Below are 21,951 nucleotides of genomic sequence, written 5' to 3' on the forward strand. Positions count from 1 at the left end.
TTCAAATGATTGAGCATGCATCCGCGATGCCTTGTTCTCCAATTTCCAGAAATTTCAACAGCGCTATTGCTTCATCATTATGCTTTATCTGCTGATCACACAGTTCGTTATCATCACGTTCTTTCATACATACCACAATCGACTGATAGATAAGTAAGGGGGCTAGTATAGCATCCATCACGGTGAATAGTGACTCACAAACATTCTATATTGGATGCTCTCCACTGAAATGGCAGCATTCACATCAGTACGCTGCCATTTCTAAAAGGTTTATGCCCCTTTCCTTGTTAGCACCGACAGTAACTCCAACATTCTAACTCCATCGTCGCATAAAGGAAGCTAATCGACTACTTGTAACCAAGAGTAGTTACACTGAATTATTTACAGGGCTACTAAAAACTTTAGTTTTAGTTCGAGTCGTCCAATTAGGGAAGTATTGATCTTCCTTCCCTTTGAATCCTTCACGTGGAAGGGCTTGCAATTTCAAGATGTCTTCACTATCAGCGGGGTTTACTATTTGACTCGGTATTGGGGGGGGACCGCTTCAGTGAGTCCAATTCAGTCGCAGTGTTGCTTAACTTTGCGTGTAGCGTTTCTCGCAATTGTTTCGCTTCTGCTGTTGCTTTTATACAACCACCTCCTTCCTCGAAGTTAGTTCTGAATTCGATTTCAATGATTATCTGGTCTTTGTAAACGTTGGATGAGCCGTGAACTGGGGGAACTTCATGAACAGTTGAAATTACGTCTGCCATGAACTTCAAAAATGACCCTGTTTACAAAAAATCATGACAACTGGTATACACACGAAAATAATTTTCTAAAATAAGGCGTTAGGCATAAAAATCTGAGCGTGCATGAGTTAGAGTGGTAAAAAATACTGAAGAGATATCAATACTATGAGAATGGAACCCTCTCACATTAAGAAGTCTAAGGATAAAGCAAATACTTTAAGCTATGCCGATAACAATTTAGTTCAAGAAAAGTTTAGATCGTTTCTTGAACATGAAAATAGTGATGACTTATCCTCATTAAAATCCGACTTTAAGTCACTACAGTTTGAGTCTGAAGAGGGTGATATAGCCTACGAACTTGTTAAGGGACAATTGAGTTCCCCTTCAATAGAATATATCGAGTTCGATTCCAAGTTTTCAGATACGATTACTAAAAATGCGCGTAAACTCGAGTCAAGAGGTACTCGGGATAAAAAAAGAACTCAGGTGTTTCCAGCGCTTGCTATCATTGCATCACTACTTCTCTTGTTTCTTGGAGACAAAGCATTCTTGGGTACTGCTCAGGAAGTGGTCACCAAGTTTATCCAAAATAATTTTTTCCCGGAACTTAACCAAACACACTTCACCATCTTCGCTTATTTTGTATTTTTTCTGATTTTGGTTTGGGCTTGCTACCTTTTCATTAATAGTCGGTGGGGAACATCAGATACAGATCACTCTGAAAATATTATCAGCCTTTTAAATGAAATAAATCAAGGCTGTAAATTTTCTGATTCAGAATATTTAAATAAAAGCCGTGCTTTTGAGTACTTTTCTTATTTAAAACATATCAATCGTAAGTATTCAAAAAAAGGTGGTAATAAAGTTATTGTTTTCAGAAACCTTTCTGAATCCGAGTTAACTTACTTACTGCAATTAATTGATAAATACATCTATAACATTACGGTTATCCACTTTTTAGATATAAACGATAAGGGAAATGTTGGAAGGACCAACAGTTTAGTACAATCTGTAGAAAAGATGAAAATCCGCCCAATTAGTCGTAAGCTACTGTCTAAGTTTTGGCAAGAATTTGGGGTAGACGAAAATACCGCGGAAAAACTTTCTCTAATTATGCCCCCAAACTATGAAGCGATTTGCTATGTCGCATCTCAAATTTTAAAAAATGGCGAGTGTATTGATTACATCGACATTAACAACCTAGAGTCATACTGCAATCCGGCATTAAACTGGCAAAAGAACTGGAATAGTGTTAAAGACGATGATAGAAAAAGAACCATACTTGACCTGAGAATGCTTGTATCTTTAATCGGTAGTTGTACCTTTGAAGAACTTAGCAGCTTTTCCAGTGCTGTATTGCAGCAACCTCTTTCTGATAAGTGGAAGTCCGAACTTCTCGATTGCGCATATATCTTTGATAATGGTGGTAGATTCCGATCTCTTTCTTTTTCCCGCTCTCTTTTTTATTCAGTTTATGATGATAACAAAGAAAGATATGAAAACTACGTTAGATTTGACCGCTTTCGCTCTCATGCTCTAGAACGTAGGTGGTTAACATACATAGATTCTGTATCGGTTATTGACTCCAACTCAAAAACATCAAACAGTAACTTTGATTATCTACTTGAAGTCTTTGCCCCAAGGATATTAACTACCTTAAATCGAATAGAAGTTAGAGATTCGATTGTCGGTGTTTTATCCCCTGCCAACTGCTTTGACGATGTAATGAAGTTCCTTGCGCGAGACGAAAACTTTTCGAAAGTAAGAAATAGCTACTTAAGGGGCTTGAGACATGCCTCTTATGGTGTGGTTCAGGCTGTTCAATATCTCAAAGAGGTTAGCTGTGATCCTGATTTTATTGTCGCTAATTATCCATCATGGTTGGTTCTTAAGGCGGACATGCTCAGAGGAGTAGGAATAGGCCTAACAAGTGATGCCCTAAAGTGCGCCAATATCGCTTTAGAAGAGTTTAAAAAACGCCAAACCTCAAAGGAGTTTAATCATAGGGAACAGGTTTACTTTTTTAATATTTTGTATTTCATTGCTTCAAGCTATCAAACCAAAGTATTTAACGCACAGGTACTTGGCCTGATAGAATATGGCATTGAAGAGCTCAGAGAGCTATACACCAATGAGATAGACATAGAGATCGCAAATAGGAGAGAGTTAGAAGCACTGTATATTAAGTACGTTCTTTTGACGAGAAAAAGAGTTCTCCGAAACAGAGCCTTCAAACACCATGAAACCGCCATAGATGATATTCTAGGACACAAGTTTGAGAATGTCGTTGAAGACTATCAGGATCTATATCACTCCCTCCCTCGTCTGGAACTGTGCACTCGTTACTGTAGCTTGCAGTTAGATAAAGCAGATTTATTTGACAGGTTAAGCGTCCTTGAACAAGTGATCCCTCAATTGCGTGACATCAGTGAAGATAACCCTAAGTCAGGGGAAGCAATGAGTCTCTTCTTATCCGGGATTAAGGGATACGCTTATATATTGAGCAAACTGGGTGATGAACACAAAACTCAGACAAACGCAAACATCCTGCTTAATGAAATTCGGGACTATTTGGATAAGTATAAACAGCGGCGAAGCCATATAGGCGAACATACCACTATAAAGCCATCATTTGTTATAACTCTACTGGACAGATTGAAAGACGCTGTCCTAGTCGGGGTTGAGTTTGATCCAGAACTCTTGGACAGAGACATTTTGGTGTCTGTATTCCAATATCTTAACTCAGAAGCCGAAAGGCATATTGCTGATGAGCGGTATAGTCCGCTAGATGTAAATGAAATTGACGAGTCAAGGGTAGTTATCGAGGAGTTCCTAGCGGGCTATGACTGCGAAAGTCAGATAGACAGTAGTTTCCTTAGCTCCGCTCAGGTGTCAAAGCTACAAGACTTAAGTAACTCTTTACTGATGGTTATCAGCCGACACAAATACAACAAAGATGGTGAAAATACTGGTCAAAGAAGTGCGCTCAATGAATTTTATCAGATAAACCAACTGCTGTGGATTACGAAACCGACCACGTACGAGTTCATATTTGCACAGGCACTAGCGATGAAAGTCTCAAATGGTTCCTATGCTTACCCCTCATTTAAAAACAATATTGCCAAAATTAAATCAGAATCCAACAGAAAAGGGTTAAATTTGATTATGGATATAGTGTATAAAAGTGTTGCACTCTACAGTACCTATGAAACCGTTGAGCCTAATCTCATCTTACCTTGTCGGGTATTGAAGTGGTCAAAATTTGGTGTTGTTTGTGCTACCCAGCAAGACATGCATAAAAACTCCAACAGGCTTTATGTTCCAAGAATAGTACTCGAAAATAGCTACAATGATTGTGAACGGGACTTCTGCTCCCCAAATATAAGTAAATTGTTGGATATAAAACCATACAATGAGGTTAAAGATCACTTGCCTAATTACGTGTTTGTGCAGTCTATGGGTAAAAAAGTAGGAGAGAAAAGACCTTTATCCAAAACTATGTTTGATACTATGCAGATGGTTAGAGAGCAGGACAATACCAGCCTTAGAGCATTCTCCAAGTTTATTGAAAATAGTGACTCAATTGGTACGATGAGAGGCGACACTTTCTTGCAGAGTGTTTTAAACAATTTCTTCATTAGTTTCCATTCTCCTAATTTTCAATTTGATGATAAAAACACCTTTTTAGCGATGAACAAATCCTGGGCTTTGTTACTGGTACCCAGTCGCTGTATTGATTACTATCTGAATTCAATGATACGCAGGCAGATTTACTATATGACTGGCATTTACAATATCACTATCCTGCCTGAAGGGTTGAGCGCTGAAGACATAGCATGTCAATTAACAGAGCTATTTCGAGTACCTGCAATCTATGATGCCAAGACCAATACATTGAAGTGTTATACTGAACCCAGAAAAAACAAGAGCTTACTCTTTCTCTGTAACACCATGAAATCTAAATTTGATACTCAGTACATGGTAGAAAAAGAAATCTGGAACGAACTTCAGGAATTAGCCTGAGCAGCCAAAGCTAAGTTAGGTACTGCTTTTAGCAAGTGATTGTGTAACCTTCCCTGTTTTAATGATAAGGCACGTTAGAGTTTTCCCGCTTTCGTGTCTTGCTAGATAATTCCATCACGTAAGATTATTTAGGTGTTGTGGGGGCTGTACGATTTGGCCGAACTGTACAACAGATTAGAGAGTTGCTTCCATAACAGAATCATATCGATGAACATAGCATTACGACTACAATGAATAGATATTGTTGGTACTAGAAGTTTTGACTCTTCCTTGGTCTGATAAGTTTGAAAAACGGTAATATTAAATACTGCTGTGGAATAGAAAAGTATCTTAAGCAGTCAGGAAATTTAAGTTGTATCTAAGAATTTGTATGTAAATTTGGCGATGTCATTATTAAAAATCTAATTATTATAATTAGTTAGATGTTTTTGAGTACAAAATTATTACTTTTTTGGGATTTTCTTCCAAAAGGTGGATGACCAATGTCATGAGCAAGACACAATGCATCAATCAGGCTGTCACATGGCAGTAAATCTGAAAATTCCGGTTGTTTTATACTTAACTGGGCAACAATGCCAGTACCGATTTGAGAGGTTTCTAAAGAATGGGTTAGACGGGTACGGTGAAAATCATTCAGATTAACACCATGAATCTGAGTTTTAGACTGCAAGCGGCGAAAGGCTGCAGAATGCAGAATCCTGGCTCTGTCCCGCTGGAAAGGCGTGCGGTGATCATTCAGGCGTATTTTCTTTTCATCGTTAAAGCGCCCCTGCCAACGGATATCTATAGGTGTTTTCATTCTTCTTTTCTCTTTGTGCAGCGCTGATTTATCAGAGACGGATTCTGTTGTGATATCCCATCCCGGTAGTCGTCATTAGACTATTTGTGGTCCGGCTCTTTATCAAATTCTCTGTTGATATAAAAGAACTTACTGTAATCAAAGTCAATATCTTTTAGGTATGGATTCTTCAAAATAAACAGTTGCCGGTGGGAAATATCGCTATAAGATATGCTGTCAGAATACATCTTTTCCCATAATGATATCAGGCTCCCATCGTGGTAGGCCCTCATAATGCCTTTGGTTAGTCTTTCAATTGCCTGTTTGTTGTTTTTGTTAGTGTAAAAGAAACGGGGTAATGGATAAAAGAAGACAAATCGTTTGTCTACGATTAATTTTTCTATATGACTAAATTGGTTGAACTCATTCTGAATTTCATTGATTCCACGGCAAAAAAGATCAAACCGACTTAGTGCAACAGCATAAAACTTTCCCGTGTAGTTGTTTATTTCATGAACATTAAAACCATTGTACCGGAGTATTTTTACGTCCATCCAGCCTCTTCCCTGTACATGTGTGAATTGTTTCAGCTCTTTTAAAGTTGGTTTGGGTGATAAATGGTGATTTGCTTTCGGTGAGATAAAACATACCCGGTACCCGACGATGCCTAAATCAACAGGGAAATGAACATAATCCATATAATCCGGATATTCACTGTCATAGCTGAGTCGGATAAAAAAATTTTTCCGGCTTTGTGTTTTGAGCACTTCTAATGCACGGTCATTGTTCATAGAACCACTGGGCACCAGTTTATAATCGCCGTAGTCATTTCGGGTTTTTTCTAACGCAAGCTTTAATAAAGCAATTTGATATTGTTTACGTTTGTCATCCTGATTTTGAGGGGACCGGTAGGTGATTGTTAGCGTTGTATCTGCCTGCGATATTGAGGACTGAGTTAAATACAGGCAGAGAGAGATGAGAATGTAAAACCATTTCATATAAGCATCCATTCATAATGACCGTGATTGTAATGAAGATTAGCAGTTGTCAGAAAGAAAAAGGTGATGTGGCTTTTAAAATTTTCGGGATTCTGCTTGTGCACCGTTTTTTGATGGTCATTCTGATGATAGTTTTTGAGCGAAATAGCCATAATTATCTGGGACAGATATCTAATATTTTCAGTTTGTTACAAAAAAGTAAGAGTTAAGTTCTTAATTCATGGGAATAATATTTAACCTTTACTATTATTATATGTACAAATATGTCATTAACGGTTGATTAATAGAATGAAACTTTCTCAACAACTTATAGGGCTTCTTATCGTCGTGATAATTGGTCTCATCTCACTAGGTGCGTATGGGTTGCATGCGATGCGCGATAGCCTGATAGACAATCGTAAACACGAATTGGAATCGGTACTAACCTTTGCTACAAAACAGGCAGAGCATATTATTCAGCAGGAAGAGGCAGGTAAACTAAGCAGGGACGAAGCAGAACGAAAAGTAGTAGATGTCCTCTCTCAGTTTCGTTATGGCAGTATGTATATCTGGGCAAACGATAATAATGCGATTGCCCGTGTCCATGTTAAGCCGGAAAAAATTGGGGAATTCCAGTCTTCTTATCAAGAACATATGAGAGTGTTAAAGGATAAGAAGTTTGCTTTTGTTGTAGAAGACAACATGAAACCGGGTACCGATGAAATGGTGACAAAAGTCAATGCCGTTACCAAAATTCCTAAATGGAACTGGGCAATGGGACTCGGAGTTTACATGGATGATCTGTCAGCCACTTACTGGAATTTTGCCCTTAAGTTTATTTATATTTCCGTTGCTTTAATTATGATTATTGCTGCGATTGTCGGATACGTGTCCCGCTCTATTTTGAGGAAAATTGGTGGAGAGCCGGATTATGCCGTGCGTATCACGAACAAAATAGCGAAAGGCAATCTGAATGAAGTGGTAGAAGGCACGTTTGACGATGACAGTCTGCTTGGATCTATTAAAAAAATGCAGTCTTCTTTAGTCAGTATGGTTTCTAGTATACAAAAAGCGTCTACCAGACTGGAAAGTTCAACGAACCAGCTTGCATCGGAGTTTGCGGTAATCTCAGATTCATCCCAGAAATCTTCTGATGCAACCATATCAACATCAGCTGCTATACAGGAACTTTCAAATTGCATACAGGAAATCACCCAGAACGCGCAGTCGACAGAAGAAAATTCTCAACGCTCGCACGAAACCAGTAATTCCGGGGTGGATTTAATTAATAAATCGAATGCGACGATCGCACAAATGTCTGAAAGGATTCAGTCTTCCGTTGATGATTTCAAAAAACTACAGGAGCAGACCGATCAGATTGGTAATATCGTGGAAGTGATTAGTGATATTGCGGAACAGACTAACTTACTTGCTTTGAACGCCGCCATTGAAGCCGCCCGTGCCGGTGAGCAGGGAAGAGGGTTTGCGGTGGTTGCAGATGAAGTGCGGACACTGGCATCCAGAACGGCATCGGCAACCGATGAGATTACCAATACCATTTCGGTTGTTCAGAAAGATACGGATACAGTTGCCAATGCATTAACGTCCGTTTTACCTATGGTTGAGGAAAATATGAATATATCGGGGTCGGTCAGCGATGTGTTCAGTGAAATTAGTGAAGGAACCAATAATACCTTATCCATGATTCAGGAAGTGTCCAGTGCGACCAGTGAACAACAGGTGGCATCTAATGAACTCGCACAACATGTTGAGCTGATTTCTGAAATGGTGAGAGGAACAGCTCAGTCAGTTGCTCTTTGTAATAAGACCGTTTCAGATTTGGATGCACTATCAAAAGATCTGTTAAACAATGTAAGTCTGTTCTCAACAAAGAATTAATGACAGGAATGAGTCTGGAATGAAACGTAAAGCCCACTGGTTATGATGATCGGTGGGCTGATTTTGGGGTTTATGAAGAGAGTCGCTATCCGGAAATTTTATCAAATGTCGTGGTGCAGCTATTACAGAAGACATCCATAAAGTCTTTTACCTCCGGCAGGGTTTCTATAAGCTTCTCGATCCTTGGATCAAGCCCTTCTTTGACGTGCAGGAATTCGTCATTATTAAATCTTAACTCATTTAATGTTTTGATATACGCCGCCAGAATATCCGCTGCTTTTACAATGGATTTATAATCGGCATCCACATTTTTCTGAACCAGCAAATCAGAAAACTCACCCTGCAAGTCTTCCGGTAACGTTTTTAAACATTCTTGTTCGGCAATGTCTTCCAGTTTTTTAAAGGCGGCAGTGAATTCCGGACTGTGATATTTGGTCTTTGAATTCATGTCCTGAAGCTTTGTTTCCGATATTTCATGGTAGATAGCGATGACGGCTGCTTTTTCAGGGTTAAGGTTCCCACCGTAGCGCTTATTGCGGATAACCGTTAGTAAATGAGCGATAACGGAAACCTGATGAGAGTGCTCGGAGACATTTTCTTCCTGAAAACAATGCATTAATGACCAACGTTTGATAAGAGGCATACGGGTAACCCATGCCATGAATGTACTTTGTTTTTTCACTTAAGGATCCTTGTGGTAAGCGCTGACACTTATGGTGTTAATATAAAAACAGGCTCACTTCAGTTTACCGAAGTGAGCCTGTTGTGCCTACTAGTGATTATAAATAAGGTTATTGTTTGTAGGTTGACAGGAATTGTTCAAACCGGCCAATTGCCACTTCCAGTTCATCGACATAAGGTAGTGTTACAATACGAACGTGGTCAGGCTTAGGCCAGTTAAATCCGGTTCCCTGAACCAGCAAGACTTTTTCCTGTATCAGAAAATCCAGAACCATTTGCTGGTCATCTTTTATGTTGTATTTTTTTGTGTCAATTTTTGGGAATAGATACATCGCCCCTTTGGGTTTGACGCACGATACTCCGGGGATCTGATTAATGAGTTCCCATGCTCTGTCTCTCTGTTCCAGTAAACGTCCACCGGGTAGGATCAGTTCGTTAATGCTCTGATAGCCACCTAATGCTGTTTGAATCGCATGTTGCATCGGGACATTCGCACACAAACGCATAGAGGCTAAGATATCCAGACCCGAAATGTAGTTTTCGGCAATGTGCTTGGGACCGGTGATAAACATCCAGCCACCACGAAAACCACATACTCGGTAGGCTTTGGATAATCCGTTAAAGGTTACCATCAGCACATCGTCGGCCAGCGTTGCAATCGAAGTGTGAGTAGCACCGTCATAGAGAATTTTGTCGTAAATTTCATCAGCAAAGATGATCAGCTGATGCTTACGGGCAATTTCAACCACTTCCATTAAAAAATCACGTGAATAAACAGCCCCGGTTGGGTTATTCGGGTTGATTAAAACAATGCCTCTTGTTTTTGGGGTGATTTTTTTTCTGATGTCATCAAGATCCGGAAACCAGTCCGATTCCTCATCACAAAGGTAGTGAACGGCTTTGCCACCTGACAGTGCTACTGATGCCGTCCAGAGCGGATAATCCGGAGCCGGAACCAGCATTTCATCGCCATTATTCAGTAATGCCTGCATGGACATAACAATCAGCTCTGAGGCACCATTACCGATATAAACGTCTTCAACCGTTAAATTGCGAAGTCCTTTGCGTTGATAATACTGCACGACGGCTTTTCTTGCAGGGTAGATACCTTTTGAATCACAATATCCCTGAGAAGTGGGTAAGTTACGAATCACATCGACAAGAATCTCATCCGGGGCATCGAAACCAAACGGGGCGGGATTACCGATGTTTAGTTTCAGTATTTTGTTTCCCTCTTCTTCCATGCGCTTAGCATGTTTTAATACAGGTCCCCTAATGTCGTAGCAGACATTATCGAGTTTGGACGACATCCCGATATTTTGCATTGTGAGATTCCTAGATGTGATTGAGTTTCTTTATTAAGTTACACCAAATTGATGTTTAAAAGAATATATATCTAGGGTCTGTTGACCTTTTGTGGCCGATTTTTGTTCACTCTGAACGGGTTTTGATCGCGGCGCAGGGCATGTAGCTTAGTTATTCTAAGCAAATGGCCTGCAACAAAGAGCAAAGCCCGTTCAGATGAACCCTTCGGGCAGCGTTTGATGGTGATTTAGTCAGCGTTGGGTCATGATTCATGTAGATCACTACACTTCACATGCCCCGCCTTGCCTAAATCACCATCAACTCGCTGCAAAAACCATCACCAAAGATCAACAGACCCTAAGAACAAGTCGATTTTAAACTAGAGCTTTGTGTGCAGGTGATTTAAAATCCACTGCGTTTATCTTGATTTGCGATAGTTCTCTCAATAGAGTAGCGCACTATTGCTTGTCAAACCTTCGGAATTTGAGGTTGCTTTGTCTGATTTTTACCATTCTATAAATACACTGATTCAAAAAGTTGAGTCTGCTGAAGCCGGGGTAACCCGTTGTTCACAAGTTTTAGATGGAGCGCCCCAATTCGGGTTAGTTGACTGGCTCGATGCCCAGCCGGTTTTCCCTAAGTTTTACTGGCAACCCCGTAACGCGGAAGAAGAAGTCGTCGCATTAGGTCAATTGTGTACTTTTCTTGATCCTGCACCTGCCTACCAGATTCTGTCAGAGAACCAGCGGATTTGGGGGGGGCGTTCTTTTGATGGGCGGACCGATAAAAACCCGCGTTGCATGTCCTCGTTTTTCTTTTTGCCTCAGGTTGAACTCATTCGTCAAAACGAACATTGGCAACTGGCTGCCAATATTAATGACGATAAAGAAAAAACGCTGGATTGTCTTCGTTCGCTGCAACATTCCGTGTCTCCTCTGATGCCTGTTGAAGCTTCGGTGTCGACGTTGTCTCATTGCCCGGATAAACAGCAATGGTCCGGCTTGATAGATAAAGCTCTGAACGAGATTAATGAAACGGCGGTGAAAAAAATCGTACTGGCCAGAGAAACCACCCTTGAGCTGGTAGAGCCTATTAAGCCGGCTCAGCTTTTAAAAATGAGTGCCGGGAAAAATCACGACAGTTATCATTTTCTTCTGGCACTGGATGAGAAGCATAGCTTCCTTGGTTCAACGCCTGAGCGCTTGTATCAGAGAACAGAGAAAACCTTATATACGGAAGCACTTGCCGGTACCAGCGGGCGGGGTGAAAGTGAAGGCGAAGACAGAGAGCTGGCAAGCTGGCTAAAGAATGACGTCAAAAATCTGGTTGAGAACCAATATGTTGTGGATGATATTCTTGAGAGGCTAACCCTATGTGCGGATGAAACCCGGGTGGACAATCAGGTTCAGTTGGTGAAATTGCGTAAGGTGCAGCATTTGAGACGCCGGATTGAGGCCAATTTGAAACCGGGTATTAATGGTGTCCATTTGTTGGGCGCATTGCAGCCTACAGCTGCAGTAGCTGGTTTGCCCAGACATGAATCAAAACGGTTTATCGAAAAATATGAGCCATTCAGACGAGGCTGGTATGCAGGCTCAGTTGGTTATATCAGTCATCAAAAAGCCGAATTCTGTGTTGCAATACGCAGTGCCTTAATTCAGGGTAATATTGTTAAACTGTATGCCGGTGCCGGAATTTTACCGGGTTCAGAAGCGGAAAATGAGTGGACAGAGCTGGATAAAAAAGTGTCTACTCTGTTAAGTCTTATTACGGATCAATATCCTCAGGGAGCCGCCTCGTGATAGAACATCGCCCGATTATCAATCGATTGTGGAGTCAGGTTCTACTGGATGAATTATCTCGTCTTGGTGTCGAGCATGTTTGTGTTGCGCCGGGTTCCCGATCTACCCCGTTAATTGTTGAGGCAAATGACAATAAAAAACTGACATTACATTCTCATTTTGATGAACGGGGATTAGGCTTTCTGGCCTTAGGAATGGCCAAAGCCAGCCAAAAACCGGTGGCGGTTATTGTGACATCAGGTACGGCTGTTGCAAATTTGCTTCCCGCTATCGCAGAATCTCACCTGACCGGTGAAAAGCTGGTGGTGTTAACGGCTGATCGTCCGGTTGAACTGATAGATTGTGGTGCCAATCAGGCAATCAACCAGATTGGAATTTTTTCTCATCATGTGACTCAGGCAGTGAATTTACCCTCACCAACGGCGGATATCCCATTGAGCTGGTTGCTGACCACTATTGATGATGCCATGTTCCGGCAATCCCAACTGGGTGGAGCGGTTCATATTAACTGCCCTTATCCGGAACCTTTGTATGCAGATGCTATTTCCTGGGACGATGCCTGTTATGGTCCGGAACTGAAACAATGGCTGAATTCTCAACAGCCATATAATCTTAAGCTGTCTGGCAGTGATGTTCATGAGTTTGCCGGTTTATCGGATGCGATGACAAAAAAAGGTGTCATTATTATTGGTTCAGTTTCGCTTGCTCAGGCCGAAAAGGCGAAATCTCTGGCAGAGGGACTGGGCTGGCCGGTGCTTTGTGATCCTCAGTCGGGGATTTCCAGTGACTGGGCTTATTATGATATCTGGATGCAAAATACCCGGCTGAAAGAAAAACTCAGCCAATGTGAGGTGATCATTCAGTTTGGCGGACGTCTGGTTTCTAAACGTTTAAATGCATGGCTGAGTTCTCAGCTTAAGTTGTCAGATTGTCGGTATTGGTATGTTTCACCGTGCTGGTCGAGGAATAATCAAAGTCATTTGGTTCAGACGCACATCGTGACGAATATTGAAACATGGATCGATCGGCAGCAGAAAGTGCTGAAAACAAAGCGTTGCCTTCATTCCGGTTGGGCTGATGATTTAGCTCACGAGCTTCATCCATTGCCGGCGCTTATTTCTGCTGTGGCTGATGAGCAGACTTCTGTTTGCGAGCTGTCTCTGGTATCAGACATTGCCCGTCTTGGGAATCAATGCGATGTGTTTATCGGGAACAGTTTAATTGTTCGTTTGTTTGATATGTTTGCCCGTTTCGATTCAAGGGAGACTTATTCTAATCGTGGCGCTTCCGGTATCGATGGGCTTGTCGCGACGGCCGCTGGTGTTCAGACGATAACAAACCGACCTATGATTCTGTTTATGGGTGATACTTCCCTGTTGTACGATTTGAATTCGATGGCATTGTTATCAAAAGTTGTTTGTCCGTTTGTTCTCGTTGTGACCAATAATGACGGTGGTGCCATTTTTGACTTGCTGCCGGTACCTAAAGAACAGAAGCAAAGGCTGTATCAAATGCCTCACGGGTTTGGGTTTGAGCACGCATCCCGTCAGTTCGGATTAGATTATCATTGTCCGGGGACTCTGGACCAATTCCAAAATGTCGTTAATAATCATATTTTAAATGGCGTAGGTGCGCTGGTTGTTGAGGTGAACGTTCCCAATGAACAGGCAGCAACGCATATCAGGACGATTGTGGAGCAGGTTAATGCTATATAGTCATTATTATCCGGCTGCATCATCTCAGCAGGAAAAACCAACACTGGTTTTTTTACATGGTCTGCTTGGAGATGGGCATGACTGGGCCGATGTGATTTCTCAGTTATCCGGTTTGGATGACTACCCCTGTCTGACGATTGATTTATGTGGGCATGGGCGTAGCCGGTATAAGAGTTGTCACGGATTTGATCATATCAGTGAATTAATTGAATCAACGGTCCGGCAGCGTGTCGGTGAATCGGTCCCGGTTATTCTGGTGGCCTATTCTCTTGGCGCCAGAATTGCCATGTATGCAATAGCCAAAAGAAAATGGCCCGGTATTAATGTGGTTTCTGCAGTTATTGAAGGGGGGAGTTTTGGTTTACTCTCTCAGAAAGACAAAGATCTCCGGTGGCAGAATGACATGTACTGGGCAAAGCGTTTTGGCTCTGAACATCTGGAGCAGGTCATTGCCGACTGGTACGAACAGCCGGTATTCGCTTCACTGGATGATGAACAGAAAGATGAAATGATTGTGCAAAGAAGCGATAACCTGGGCGTTTCCGTTGCAGAAATGCTGCTTGCTACCTCTCTTTCCAGACAACCTTATGTTTTAGAAGAGCTTAAATCCCAGCCAATTCCTGTGTTGTATTTATGTGGCGGTAAAGATACGAAATTCCGGAACTTCGCATTGGAAAGTGGTCTAAACACTCAGGTGATTGATGGTGCCGGCCATAATGCCCATAAAGAGCAACCAGAACATTTTGCACAATGCATTAACGATTTTATTTTCAATACTTTTAAAGTGAACAGTTCGCAATAGGAACACACATGACAATTACTGTAGGAATCACAGAAGAAGAACTTTATGCCCCTGTTGAATGGCAGGATTGTACCGGTGAATATGAAGATATTCGCTATGAAAAATCGGTGGATGGTATTGCGAAAATTACCATTGCCCGTCCTCAGGTACGTAATGCTTTTCGTCCTCAGACTGTGAAAGAAATGATCCAGGCACTGGCTGATGCCCGCTATGATTCATCGGTTGGCGTAATTATTTTAACCGGTCTGGGGGAAGATGCATTTTGTTCTGGCGGAGATCAGAAAATTCGTGGTGACTACGGTGGTTACAAAGATGAGGAAGGAACTCATCACCTGAATGTGCTGGATTTTCAGCGTCAGATCCGGACTTGTCCTAAGCCCGTGATTGCCGCTGTTGCCGGGTGGGCTGTTGGCGGTGGTCATGTGTTGCACATGATGTGTGATTTAACGATTGCCGCAGAGAATGCCAAATTTGGTCAGACGGGACCTAAAGTCGGTTCCTTTGATGGCGGTTGGGGTGCGTCTTATATGGCTCGTATCGTGGGTCAGAAGAAAGCCCGTGAGATTTGGTTCCTGTGCCGTTTTTATGATGCTCAGGAAGCATTGGATATGGGATTGGTGAATACAGTTGTTCCTTTGGATGATTTGGAACAAGAAACTGTTCGCTGGTGTCGTGAGGTTCTGCAACATAGCCCAATGGCATTACGTTGCCTGAAAGCCGCATTGAATGCCGATTGTGACGGACAGGCTGGTCTGCAGGAATTGGCCGGAAACGCCACCATGCTGTTTTATATGACGGATGAAGGTCAGGAAGGACGGAACGCATTCAATGAGAAAAGACGTCCGGATTTCAATAAATACCCAAGAAATCCATAGACCTCTCTCTATTTTACGGCAGTTTATTATAAAATAGGTGTCATAATTTTATGCAATACCGGGTGGTGAAACCCCGTTTTATTGTTGCTTTGTTCATATACAGCAGGCTGGAGATGTCGGCTTGTTGTATAAAAAAGAGGTTATCATTGTTATGCGTAGTGCAAAACTGTATCGCTATCGGTTACCTATGGATAGTGGGGTGATTTTGCGGGAAGAGAAACTTTTCGAACGCGAAGGCTTTATCGTTGAATTACATGAAGATGGTAAGGTCGGCCGCGGAGAAGTGGCTCCTTTGCCCGGCTTTAGTCTTGAATCAGTTCAGGAAGCCGGTATTCAGATACAGGAACAGCTTGCAGTATGGGCCCGTGGTGGTGATGTGGTTGATTTTGACCGGTTATACCCCTCGGTTGCTTTTGGTCTTTCTGCTGCTCAGTATGAACTTCAGGGATTGCTTCCTCAGGAAGGTAACTATTTCAGTGCGCCTCTTTGTTCGGGGGATCCGGATGGATTGGTTGAAAAATTACAGCAGTTACCGGGTAAGAAAGTGGCCAAAATTAAGGTCGGTTTGTACGAAGTGGTCCGTGATGGTTTAACCATCAGTTTCTTTCTTGAATCCATTCCGGGGCTTTCTCTTCGCCTTGATGCGAACCGTGCCTGGAATTTAGAAAAAGCCAAGAAATTTGCCAGTAAGATACCGCCGACGTTGCGCCAGCGTATTGCTTATATTGAAGAGCCATGTCAATCACCAAGTGATAGCATCACGTTTGCGATTGATACAGGCATTGCCGTTGGCTGGGATGAAACCTTACAGCAATCATTGCGTGATTCGGATTTCCGGCTGGAAGACCTGACGGGCGTCAAAGCCATTATTATCAAACCAACTGTGATTGGTTCGGTTCAGCGGTGTCAGTATTTGGTCGAAAAAGCGAAAAAACTGGGTATTCAGCCGGTGATAAGCTCAGCACTGGAGTCCAGTCTGGGTCTGTGTCAGTTGGCACGTCTGTCCCGTTGGTTATTACCTGATGAAGTTCCGGGACTGGATACTCTGAATTTGTTTAAGCAGCAACTGGAAGTGAGCTGGCCTGACAGCGAATTACCGGTGGCTTCGTTAGACGATCAGGAACTGATTTGGCAGTCTTAAATACTTTGGTGGAAGAAGGCCTGTGGCGGCATTGGTCTGAATATTATTCGGAAGATGTCGACGCTCTTATCTCTCCATCCGGACGTTACTCCTGGGCCGGACTGGATGAAAAAATAACGCAATATGCTTCCCTGCTTCACCAGCAGGGAATTGGCTCTCATGATGTTATTTCGGTCATTGGAAAAAACAGCGAGTTATCGGTTTTTATCTTTCTTGCCTCTCTTTCGTTAGGGGCTTCAGTCGCGTTTATTGCACCGCAGACAGAATGTCAGTTGCTTAAAAAGTTTGAGACGCTGTACCGGGAAGATCAGGTGGTTAATCTTATTTGTCCGGATTCTGATGTTAATTGTGAGTTGCTGAAAGAAAAACGTTCTTCTGTGCGTATTCTGGATGCCAGTTTTCCTGTCAGCCCGCTTTCTGCTGAGATACCTGAATGTAAGTTTAATGCAGACCGCTTAGCCTCTCTGATCTTTACGTCCGGTTCCACGGGAGAACCGAAAGCCGTCGCTCATACTTCTCTGCAGCATCTGTATTCAGCGGATGGACTTTTGCAGAAATTTCATTTTTCACATCCGGACTGCTGGCTGTTAAGTTTGCCTTTGTATCATGTTTCCGGACTTTCTATTCTTTATCGCTGGATGCTGTCCGGTGCAACGTTAAAAATTGGAATGGGTTCGTTATCTTCTGATATTAACGGTGTAACGCATGCTTCTCTGGTTACTACTCAGTTACAGCGGTTGCTTGATTCTGATGTTTCCCTGTCGCTGACTCATGTTTTGCTTGGCGGGAGTGATATTCCAGTTAAGTTATCAGACGCGGCATCTGCATCCGGTATTGAGACCTGGGTTGGATATGGGATGACTGAAGCGGCTTCAACGGTAACCGCTAAACGGGCAAACGGTGAATGTGGCGTCGGAGCTATACTCCCCAACCGTCAGTTTAAACTGGAAGACGGACGAATCTGGATTGGAGGTAAGACACTGGCCAGTGGCTATTACCGTCAGGGACAGTTAACCCCTCTGACCACTGACGGAAAGTGGTTTGATAGTAAGGATCTTGGTGAATGGCAATCCGGGGAACTGGTTATTAAAGGCCGGGTTGATAACCAGTTTATTTCTGGCGGTGAAAATGTTCATTGTGAAGAAATCGAATCGGCGCTGGTAAAACATCCCCATGTACTGCTGGCAATGATCATACCGGTGAATCATAAAGAATTTGGTGCCCGCCCGGTTGCTCTGGTGAGAACGTCCTGCGAGCTGGAAAAAACGGATTATGAACAATGGCTTAAAGAACGGTTAGAGAAATTTAAATGGCCTGTTGAGTACTATCCGTTACCTGATTCTCTGATGGGCCAGGGGATAAAGCTATCCCGTCCGGCAGCCCGGAAATGGCTTATGGAGCAATACCCTCACTACCAGTAATGCTGAATTACAAAGTTAAGTTATGAGATAGAGCAAAACGGCATTTCGGATTTTTATACCCAATATTCATAATAATCTCGGTAAAGTCACTATCGAGGAATAATAATATGTTTACAAAAAGTATCTTAATTGCCGTAGTGCTCCTCCAGTTAGCCATTGCTGTAACAACGTCGGGCAGTGTTCGTTCGTTGGCTGAGCTTTCTGCATTTTTGGTCATTGTGGGCATGCTTTGGAATCAGCCTCGCCATTCATTGCCTAAAAAGTTGTATTAGCCGAATGAGTCATAATCCACATCAGTGAGCAAACCGAAATTGTCACCCACAGTCCGATACCGTACAGCAGTGGTTTAGGGCCGGCTGCTTTCAGACGGCTTAATGACAGTCCGCATCCAATCAGGAATAGACAAACAACCAGTGTTTTTTTCGCAATTTGGAAGATGATGGTATACCAGTCATTAAACTGAGGCAGTTGATCATGAATAACAATGGCAACGCAATAAAACAGGATAAAATAAGGAATCGTGATTTTTTTAGATTCGTTTTTAAACAGAAAAGCACTGATTAATGCCACCGGAATGATCCAGAGTGCCCGGGCCAGTTTTAATGTGGTTGCTGTTTTAAGTGCTTGTTCGCCATATGCCTGCGCAGCTCCGACAACGGAAGAGGTATCGTGAATTGCGATCGCCGCCCAGGTTCCGAATTCGTTTTGAGTCAGATGCAATATGTGGCCGATCAACGGGAATAAGAACAAAGCAATTGAATTAAGCAGAAAAACCGTTCCCAGTGCCAGTGCCATCTGGTCATCATCGGCTTTAATCGCCGGTCCGACAGCCGCAATGGCACTACCACCGCATATTGCTGTACCGGAAGAAATCAGGTATCCGGTTTTTTTAGTCAGGCCAATTTTATCACTTACGAAGAATCCAACGATTAGGGTAAAGAAGATGGAAGTCATAATAAGACCGAGACCATGAGACGTTACCGTTAATGCTTCCTGAAGGGGAATACCAAAACCTAACCCGATAATGGAATATGAAAGAAGTTTTTTGGTGATTTTTGATAAAGGAAGTGATTCCGGAACCAGACCAAGAGCTGTCAGAAGAAAACCGATAACCAATGCAGTAGGAGAATTTACCCAGGGGGTAAAACAGGCAACAATGCCTAAAATAAAAAAGAGATAACGAAGGGGATTCATATACATACTTCCGTTGTGGTAAACAATGGATGCATTGTATATGAAAGTTAGTGGTCAATAAGTCTTAATGTTTTTAACATATGTTCAGTAAATCTGAACATATGTTAGGAGACTGCTTCTTTTATCAGTTTTTCGACATCGGTTTGCAGGCGAGTGCTATTGGCATGTACAGCATCCACCGCTTCACCCACGTTGATAAATAATGGATGACGGCGAAGTCGAGGGAACCCTTTGCAGGCCTGGCCTTTGGCCCGGCTGAAGTAACATCCCCAGACGCCCTTTAAACCTATGGGGATGACCGGAACGGGATTTTTTCTGAGGATAATATCGGTTCCTCTTAAAAAGGGTTGTAATTCCCCATCGGGCGTGAGTTTTCCTTCCGGAAAGATACAGACCAAATCGCCTTTTTTCAGTGCATCTCCTACATCATTAAAGGCTTGTTTTACCATTTTGGCATTACTGGCGCAGATTGGGATAACGCCGGCTTTACGCATTAATTTCCGGATTAGTACATTGTTGGCATAGTCGGCTTCCATGACAAAACGGATAAGTCTTGGTGATGCGATGTTAAGCAATAACGCATCCAGATAACTGACGTGGTTACAGACAATCAGCGCAGCTCCCTGAGCCGGGAAATTCTCCGTTCCCTTAAAGCGGACTTTGTAGGCAAACCTGAGCAGAAAGTTGATAATGACTCTCAGAGTATAAACAGGCGTTTTTTTCAGCAGATAAAAAAACACTACCAGATTGAGCAAGGCTAACAGTTCAAACAATCCGGCAATGGACATCTTTATTACCGTAAGACAGACGATACCGAGAATGGCACTGCCAACCATAAATAACGAATTGTAAATATTAAGAGCTGCAATTACCTGAGCCCGTTCTTCCGGTCTGGCCCGTTTTTGCAGCAAAGTATACAGCGGTACGATGAATAACCCACCACAAATACCAATCATCAGTACGCAGGCAAATAAAGGCCACATCGTGCTGTCTGAAATAAAATGAACAAATCCCGGTTGTGGCTCCGGATGTTCAGGAACACACTGAGTGAGCAGATAGCCAAACAGAGAAATACCGAAGGAGGAAAAGGTAACGATACCGATTTCAACACGCCCGAAGGACAAACGTTCGCAGAGTAGGGAACCCGTGGCGATACCGATAGAGAATAATGCCAGCAGCCATGAGACAGCCGATTCATTTCCCGCAAGAGTCCATTTGGTAAAATTCGGAAATTGGGTCAGATATGTTGCACCCAGAAACCAGAACCAGCTAATGACATAAATAGTAATTTGTATGATCGGGTCCTGTTTGCAGATAGACAGTGTTTTTCTTGTCTGTTTCCAGGGATTAAAACAAAAACGGATACTGGCATCTGCTGCCTGAGCGTAGGGTATTGAACAACTACTGAAGTAGCCCAGAATTGCAATAATAACTACTACTGCAGCGGCGAGTTGTCTCGAATGCTCTGATGAAGCAATTACACCGGCTAGCAACGTGCCCAGTAAAATGGCAATAAAAGTGCCCATTTCTACCAGAGCATTTCCGGCGACCAGTTCCTTTTCTTTCAGGTGTTGGGGCAGTAAAGCATACTTTACCGGGCCGAATAATGCCGATTGCGTCCCCATCAGAAACAGCAGAATCAGCAGAATAAAATAGCTGTTGGTGAGAAATCCGATGGCACCGCAGGTCATGATGATAATTTCGAGTAATTTAATTTTCCGGATAAGCCGACTCTTTTCCAGCTTGTCGGCCAGTATTCCCGATGAGGCAGAAAAAAGAAAGAAGGGCAGGATAAATAAACCGGCGGCCAGATTGATAAATAAACTGCTTGTGATAGTAAGCTCATCTGCCCCGGCAAACGCAACGAATAACAACAGCGTATTTTTAAAGATATTATCGTTAAAAGCTCCGAAAAACTGAGTCGCAAAATAAGGGAAAAAACGGCGGGTTTTTAACAGGTGTTGGGGAGCAAGTGACATACTAGGCCTAATTTCACCAGGTTTTCAGGTACTGGGTCAGTAAATTATCAATTAGTGCTTTACCGTCTACATTGGTACCGGCAAAAAATTTATCATCGACACTTAGTAGAGTAATACCATGGACACCGGCCCACAGTACCCGGCTTGCTTTAATTACTTCTTCCTCAGAATGTGTTGGACCGATTTGCTTTAATAAGCCTTCCAGCATTGTTGTCATGGTGTTGATTCGCTCTGTCTGCCAGTCAGGCAGCGTTTCACCATTCATATTATGTTCAAAAATGAGCTGCCACCGGTATGGATAACGAAGTGCGAAACTATGGTAGCAGTATGCCAATTCTTTCAGGGCGTCGGTTGGGGACTGGCTGGGACAGACGACGGCCTTTGCTTCCATTGCCAGTTCGTCAAGTGTTTGTGCAACAGCATGAAGCAACAGCAGATTGTAGTTGCCAAAGATATTTACCAGTGTACTTGGTACGTAGCCAATCATGTTGGCAATTTTTCTTAAACTCAATTCGTGATAGGAGTGATCATTTAAAAATTCTTTTACGGTGTTAAGAGTAAGATTGATCAGTTCTTCTCTTGTGTGGTCGTTTCTGCGTGCCATCTATCTGTGCCAATTTTGAACAAC

General features: G+C 42.6%; 16 protein-coding genes and 1 pseudogene. 9 read left to right on the plus strand and 8 right to left on the minus strand.

The features are described from left to right. Position 1: 1 nt before the first annotated feature. Complete coding sequence (locus LRQ06_RS21045) at positions 2 to 127, minus strand: hypothetical protein (protein WP_257794101.1); 126 nt, start codon at positions 125 to 127, stop codon at positions 2 to 4. 769 nt (positions 128 to 896) lie between these two features. Here LRQ06_RS21045 and LRQ06_RS12465 point away from each other — a divergent pair. Beyond that, the gene (locus LRQ06_RS12465) at positions 897 to 4,754 is read left to right on the plus strand and encodes a hypothetical protein (protein WP_232766804.1); all 3,858 of its coding nucleotides are present in this window, start codon (positions 897 to 899) and stop codon (positions 4,752 to 4,754) included. Positions 4,755 to 5,178: 424 nt separating this feature from the next. Here the strand turns inward: LRQ06_RS12465 and LRQ06_RS12470 are convergent. Continuing rightward, a pseudogene (locus tag LRQ06_RS12470) lies at positions 5,179 to 5,553 on the minus strand (anti-phage deoxyguanosine triphosphatase); the annotation flags it as partial. 80 nt (positions 5,554 to 5,633) lie between these two features. Next, entirely contained in the window at positions 5,634 to 6,530 is an 897-nt protein-coding gene (locus LRQ06_RS12475) for a hypothetical protein (RefSeq protein WP_232766805.1), read from the minus strand. Positions 6,531 to 6,818: 288 nt separating this feature from the next. Here LRQ06_RS12475 and LRQ06_RS12480 point away from each other — a divergent pair, with 288 nt between their 5' ends. Continuing rightward, positions 6,819 to 8,408: a methyl-accepting chemotaxis protein gene (locus LRQ06_RS12480; RefSeq protein ID WP_232766807.1), complete on the plus strand. Its 1,590-nt coding sequence runs from the start codon at positions 6,819 to 6,821 to the stop codon at positions 8,406 to 8,408. A gap of 85 nt (positions 8,409 to 8,493) precedes the next feature. Here the strand turns inward: LRQ06_RS12480 and yfbR are convergent, their stop codons facing one another. Further along, a complete protein-coding gene (yfbR, locus tag LRQ06_RS12485) occupies positions 8,494 to 9,090 on the minus strand; it encodes a 5'-deoxynucleotidase (RefSeq protein WP_232766809.1) in 597 nt (198 codons plus the stop codon). A gap of 109 nt (positions 9,091 to 9,199) precedes the next feature. Further along, entirely contained in the window at positions 9,200 to 10,414 is a 1,215-nt protein-coding gene (locus tag LRQ06_RS12490) for a pyridoxal phosphate-dependent aminotransferase (RefSeq protein WP_232766810.1), read from the minus strand. Between the two features lie 474 nt (positions 10,415 to 10,888). On the opposite strand from LRQ06_RS12490, the gene LRQ06_RS12495 reads away from it, so the two are divergent. From LRQ06_RS12495 to LRQ06_RS12525, 7 genes are all read left to right on the plus strand, one after another. Then, the gene (locus tag LRQ06_RS12495; protein ID WP_232767184.1) at positions 10,889 to 12,196 is read left to right on the plus strand and encodes an isochorismate synthase; all 1,308 of its coding nucleotides are present in this window, start codon (positions 10,889 to 10,891) and stop codon (positions 12,194 to 12,196) included. Beyond that, positions 12,196 to 13,911, plus strand: coding sequence for a 2-succinyl-5-enolpyruvyl-6-hydroxy-3-cyclohexene-1-carboxylic-acid synthase (gene menD / locus LRQ06_RS12500; protein WP_232767186.1), 1,716 nt, complete (start codon positions 12,196 to 12,198; stop codon positions 13,909 to 13,911). Before LRQ06_RS12495 ends, menD begins: the two co-directional genes overlap by 1 nt. Then, the gene (gene menH / locus LRQ06_RS12505) at positions 13,901 to 14,713 is read left to right on the plus strand and encodes a 2-succinyl-6-hydroxy-2,4-cyclohexadiene-1-carboxylate synthase (protein ID WP_232766812.1); all 813 of its coding nucleotides are present in this window, start codon (positions 13,901 to 13,903) and stop codon (positions 14,711 to 14,713) included. The genes menD and menH overlap by 11 nt, the downstream gene beginning before the upstream one ends. Positions 14,714 to 14,721: 8 nt before the next feature. After that, entirely contained in the window at positions 14,722 to 15,588 is an 867-nt protein-coding gene (gene menB, locus LRQ06_RS12510) for a 1,4-dihydroxy-2-naphthoyl-CoA synthase (RefSeq protein WP_232766814.1), read from the plus strand. 151 nt (positions 15,589 to 15,739) lie between these two features. Further along, positions 15,740 to 16,729, plus strand: coding sequence for an o-succinylbenzoate synthase (gene menC, locus LRQ06_RS12515; RefSeq protein WP_232766815.1), 990 nt, complete (start codon positions 15,740 to 15,742; stop codon positions 16,727 to 16,729). Beyond that, positions 16,717 to 18,150, plus strand: a complete 1,434-nt coding sequence (gene menE / locus LRQ06_RS12520; protein ID WP_232766822.1) for an o-succinylbenzoate--CoA ligase — start codon at positions 16,717 to 16,719, stop codon at positions 18,148 to 18,150. The genes menC and menE overlap by 13 nt, the downstream gene beginning before the upstream one ends. A 107-nt stretch (positions 18,151 to 18,257) precedes the next feature. Beyond that, the gene (locus tag LRQ06_RS12525) at positions 18,258 to 18,422 is read left to right on the plus strand and encodes a hypothetical protein (protein WP_232766824.1); all 165 of its coding nucleotides are present in this window, start codon (positions 18,258 to 18,260) and stop codon (positions 18,420 to 18,422) included. Here the strand turns inward: LRQ06_RS12525 and LRQ06_RS12530 are convergent. The 3 genes from LRQ06_RS12530 to LRQ06_RS12540 all read right to left on the minus strand — a co-directional run bounded on the left by LRQ06_RS12530 (position 18,406) and on the right by LRQ06_RS12540 (position 21,927). Beyond that, complete coding sequence (locus LRQ06_RS12530) at positions 18,406 to 19,344, minus strand: YeiH family protein (protein WP_232766826.1); 939 nt, start codon at positions 19,342 to 19,344, stop codon at positions 18,406 to 18,408. The genes LRQ06_RS12525 and LRQ06_RS12530 overlap by 17 nt on opposite strands. A gap of 104 nt (positions 19,345 to 19,448) precedes the next feature. Next, positions 19,449 to 21,323, minus strand: a complete 1,875-nt coding sequence (locus LRQ06_RS12535) for an MFS transporter (RefSeq protein ID WP_232766827.1) — start codon at positions 21,321 to 21,323, stop codon at positions 19,449 to 19,451. A 13-nt stretch (positions 21,324 to 21,336) separates the two neighbouring features. Further along, positions 21,337 to 21,927, minus strand: a complete 591-nt coding sequence (locus tag LRQ06_RS12540) for a TetR/AcrR family transcriptional regulator (protein ID WP_232766829.1) — start codon at positions 21,925 to 21,927, stop codon at positions 21,337 to 21,339. Positions 21,928 to 21,951: the final 24 nt, after the last annotated feature.

It is taken from the genome of Vibrio salinus, from assembly GCF_021272385.1.
GTDB lineage: Bacteria > Pseudomonadota > Gammaproteobacteria > Enterobacterales > Vibrionaceae > Vibrio > Vibrio salinus.

Bases quoted from the DNA above. Each gene is read 5' to 3' on its own strand.
- LRQ06_RS12475 (WP_232766805.1), bottom strand. From the start codon at position 6,530: ATGAAATGGTTTTACATTCTCATCTCTCTCTGCCTGTATTTAACTCAG.
- menC (WP_232766815.1), top strand. From the start codon at position 15,740: ATGCGTAGTGCAAAACTGTATCGCTATCGGTTACCTATGGATAGTGGG.
- LRQ06_RS12525 (WP_232766824.1), top strand. From the start codon at position 18,258: ATGTTTACAAAAAGTATCTTAATTGCCGTAGTGCTCCTCCAGTTAGCC.
- LRQ06_RS12530 (WP_232766826.1), bottom strand. From the start codon at position 19,344: ATGAATCCCCTTCGTTATCTCTTTTTTATTTTAGGCATTGTTGCCTGT.
- LRQ06_RS12540 (WP_232766829.1), bottom strand. From the start codon at position 21,927: ATGGCACGCAGAAACGACCACACAAGAGAAGAACTGATCAATCTTACT.
- menH (WP_232766812.1), top strand. From the start codon at position 13,901: ATGCTATATAGTCATTATTATCCGGCTGCATCATCTCAGCAGGAAAAA.
- LRQ06_RS12535 (WP_232766827.1), bottom strand. From the start codon at position 21,323: ATGTCACTTGCTCCCCAACACCTGTTAAAAACCCGCCGTTTTTTCCCT.
- LRQ06_RS12490 (WP_232766810.1), bottom strand. From the start codon at position 10,414: ATGCAAAATATCGGGATGTCGTCCAAACTCGATAATGTCTGCTACGAC.
- menB (WP_232766814.1), top strand. From the start codon at position 14,722: ATGACAATTACTGTAGGAATCACAGAAGAAGAACTTTATGCCCCTGTT.
- LRQ06_RS12480 (WP_232766807.1), top strand. From the start codon at position 6,819: ATGAAACTTTCTCAACAACTTATAGGGCTTCTTATCGTCGTGATAATT.
- LRQ06_RS12465 (WP_232766804.1), top strand. From the start codon at position 897: ATGAGAATGGAACCCTCTCACATTAAGAAGTCTAAGGATAAAGCAAAT.
- LRQ06_RS21045 (WP_257794101.1), bottom strand. From the start codon at position 127: ATGAAAGAACGTGATGATAACGAACTGTGTGATCAGCAGATAAAGCAT.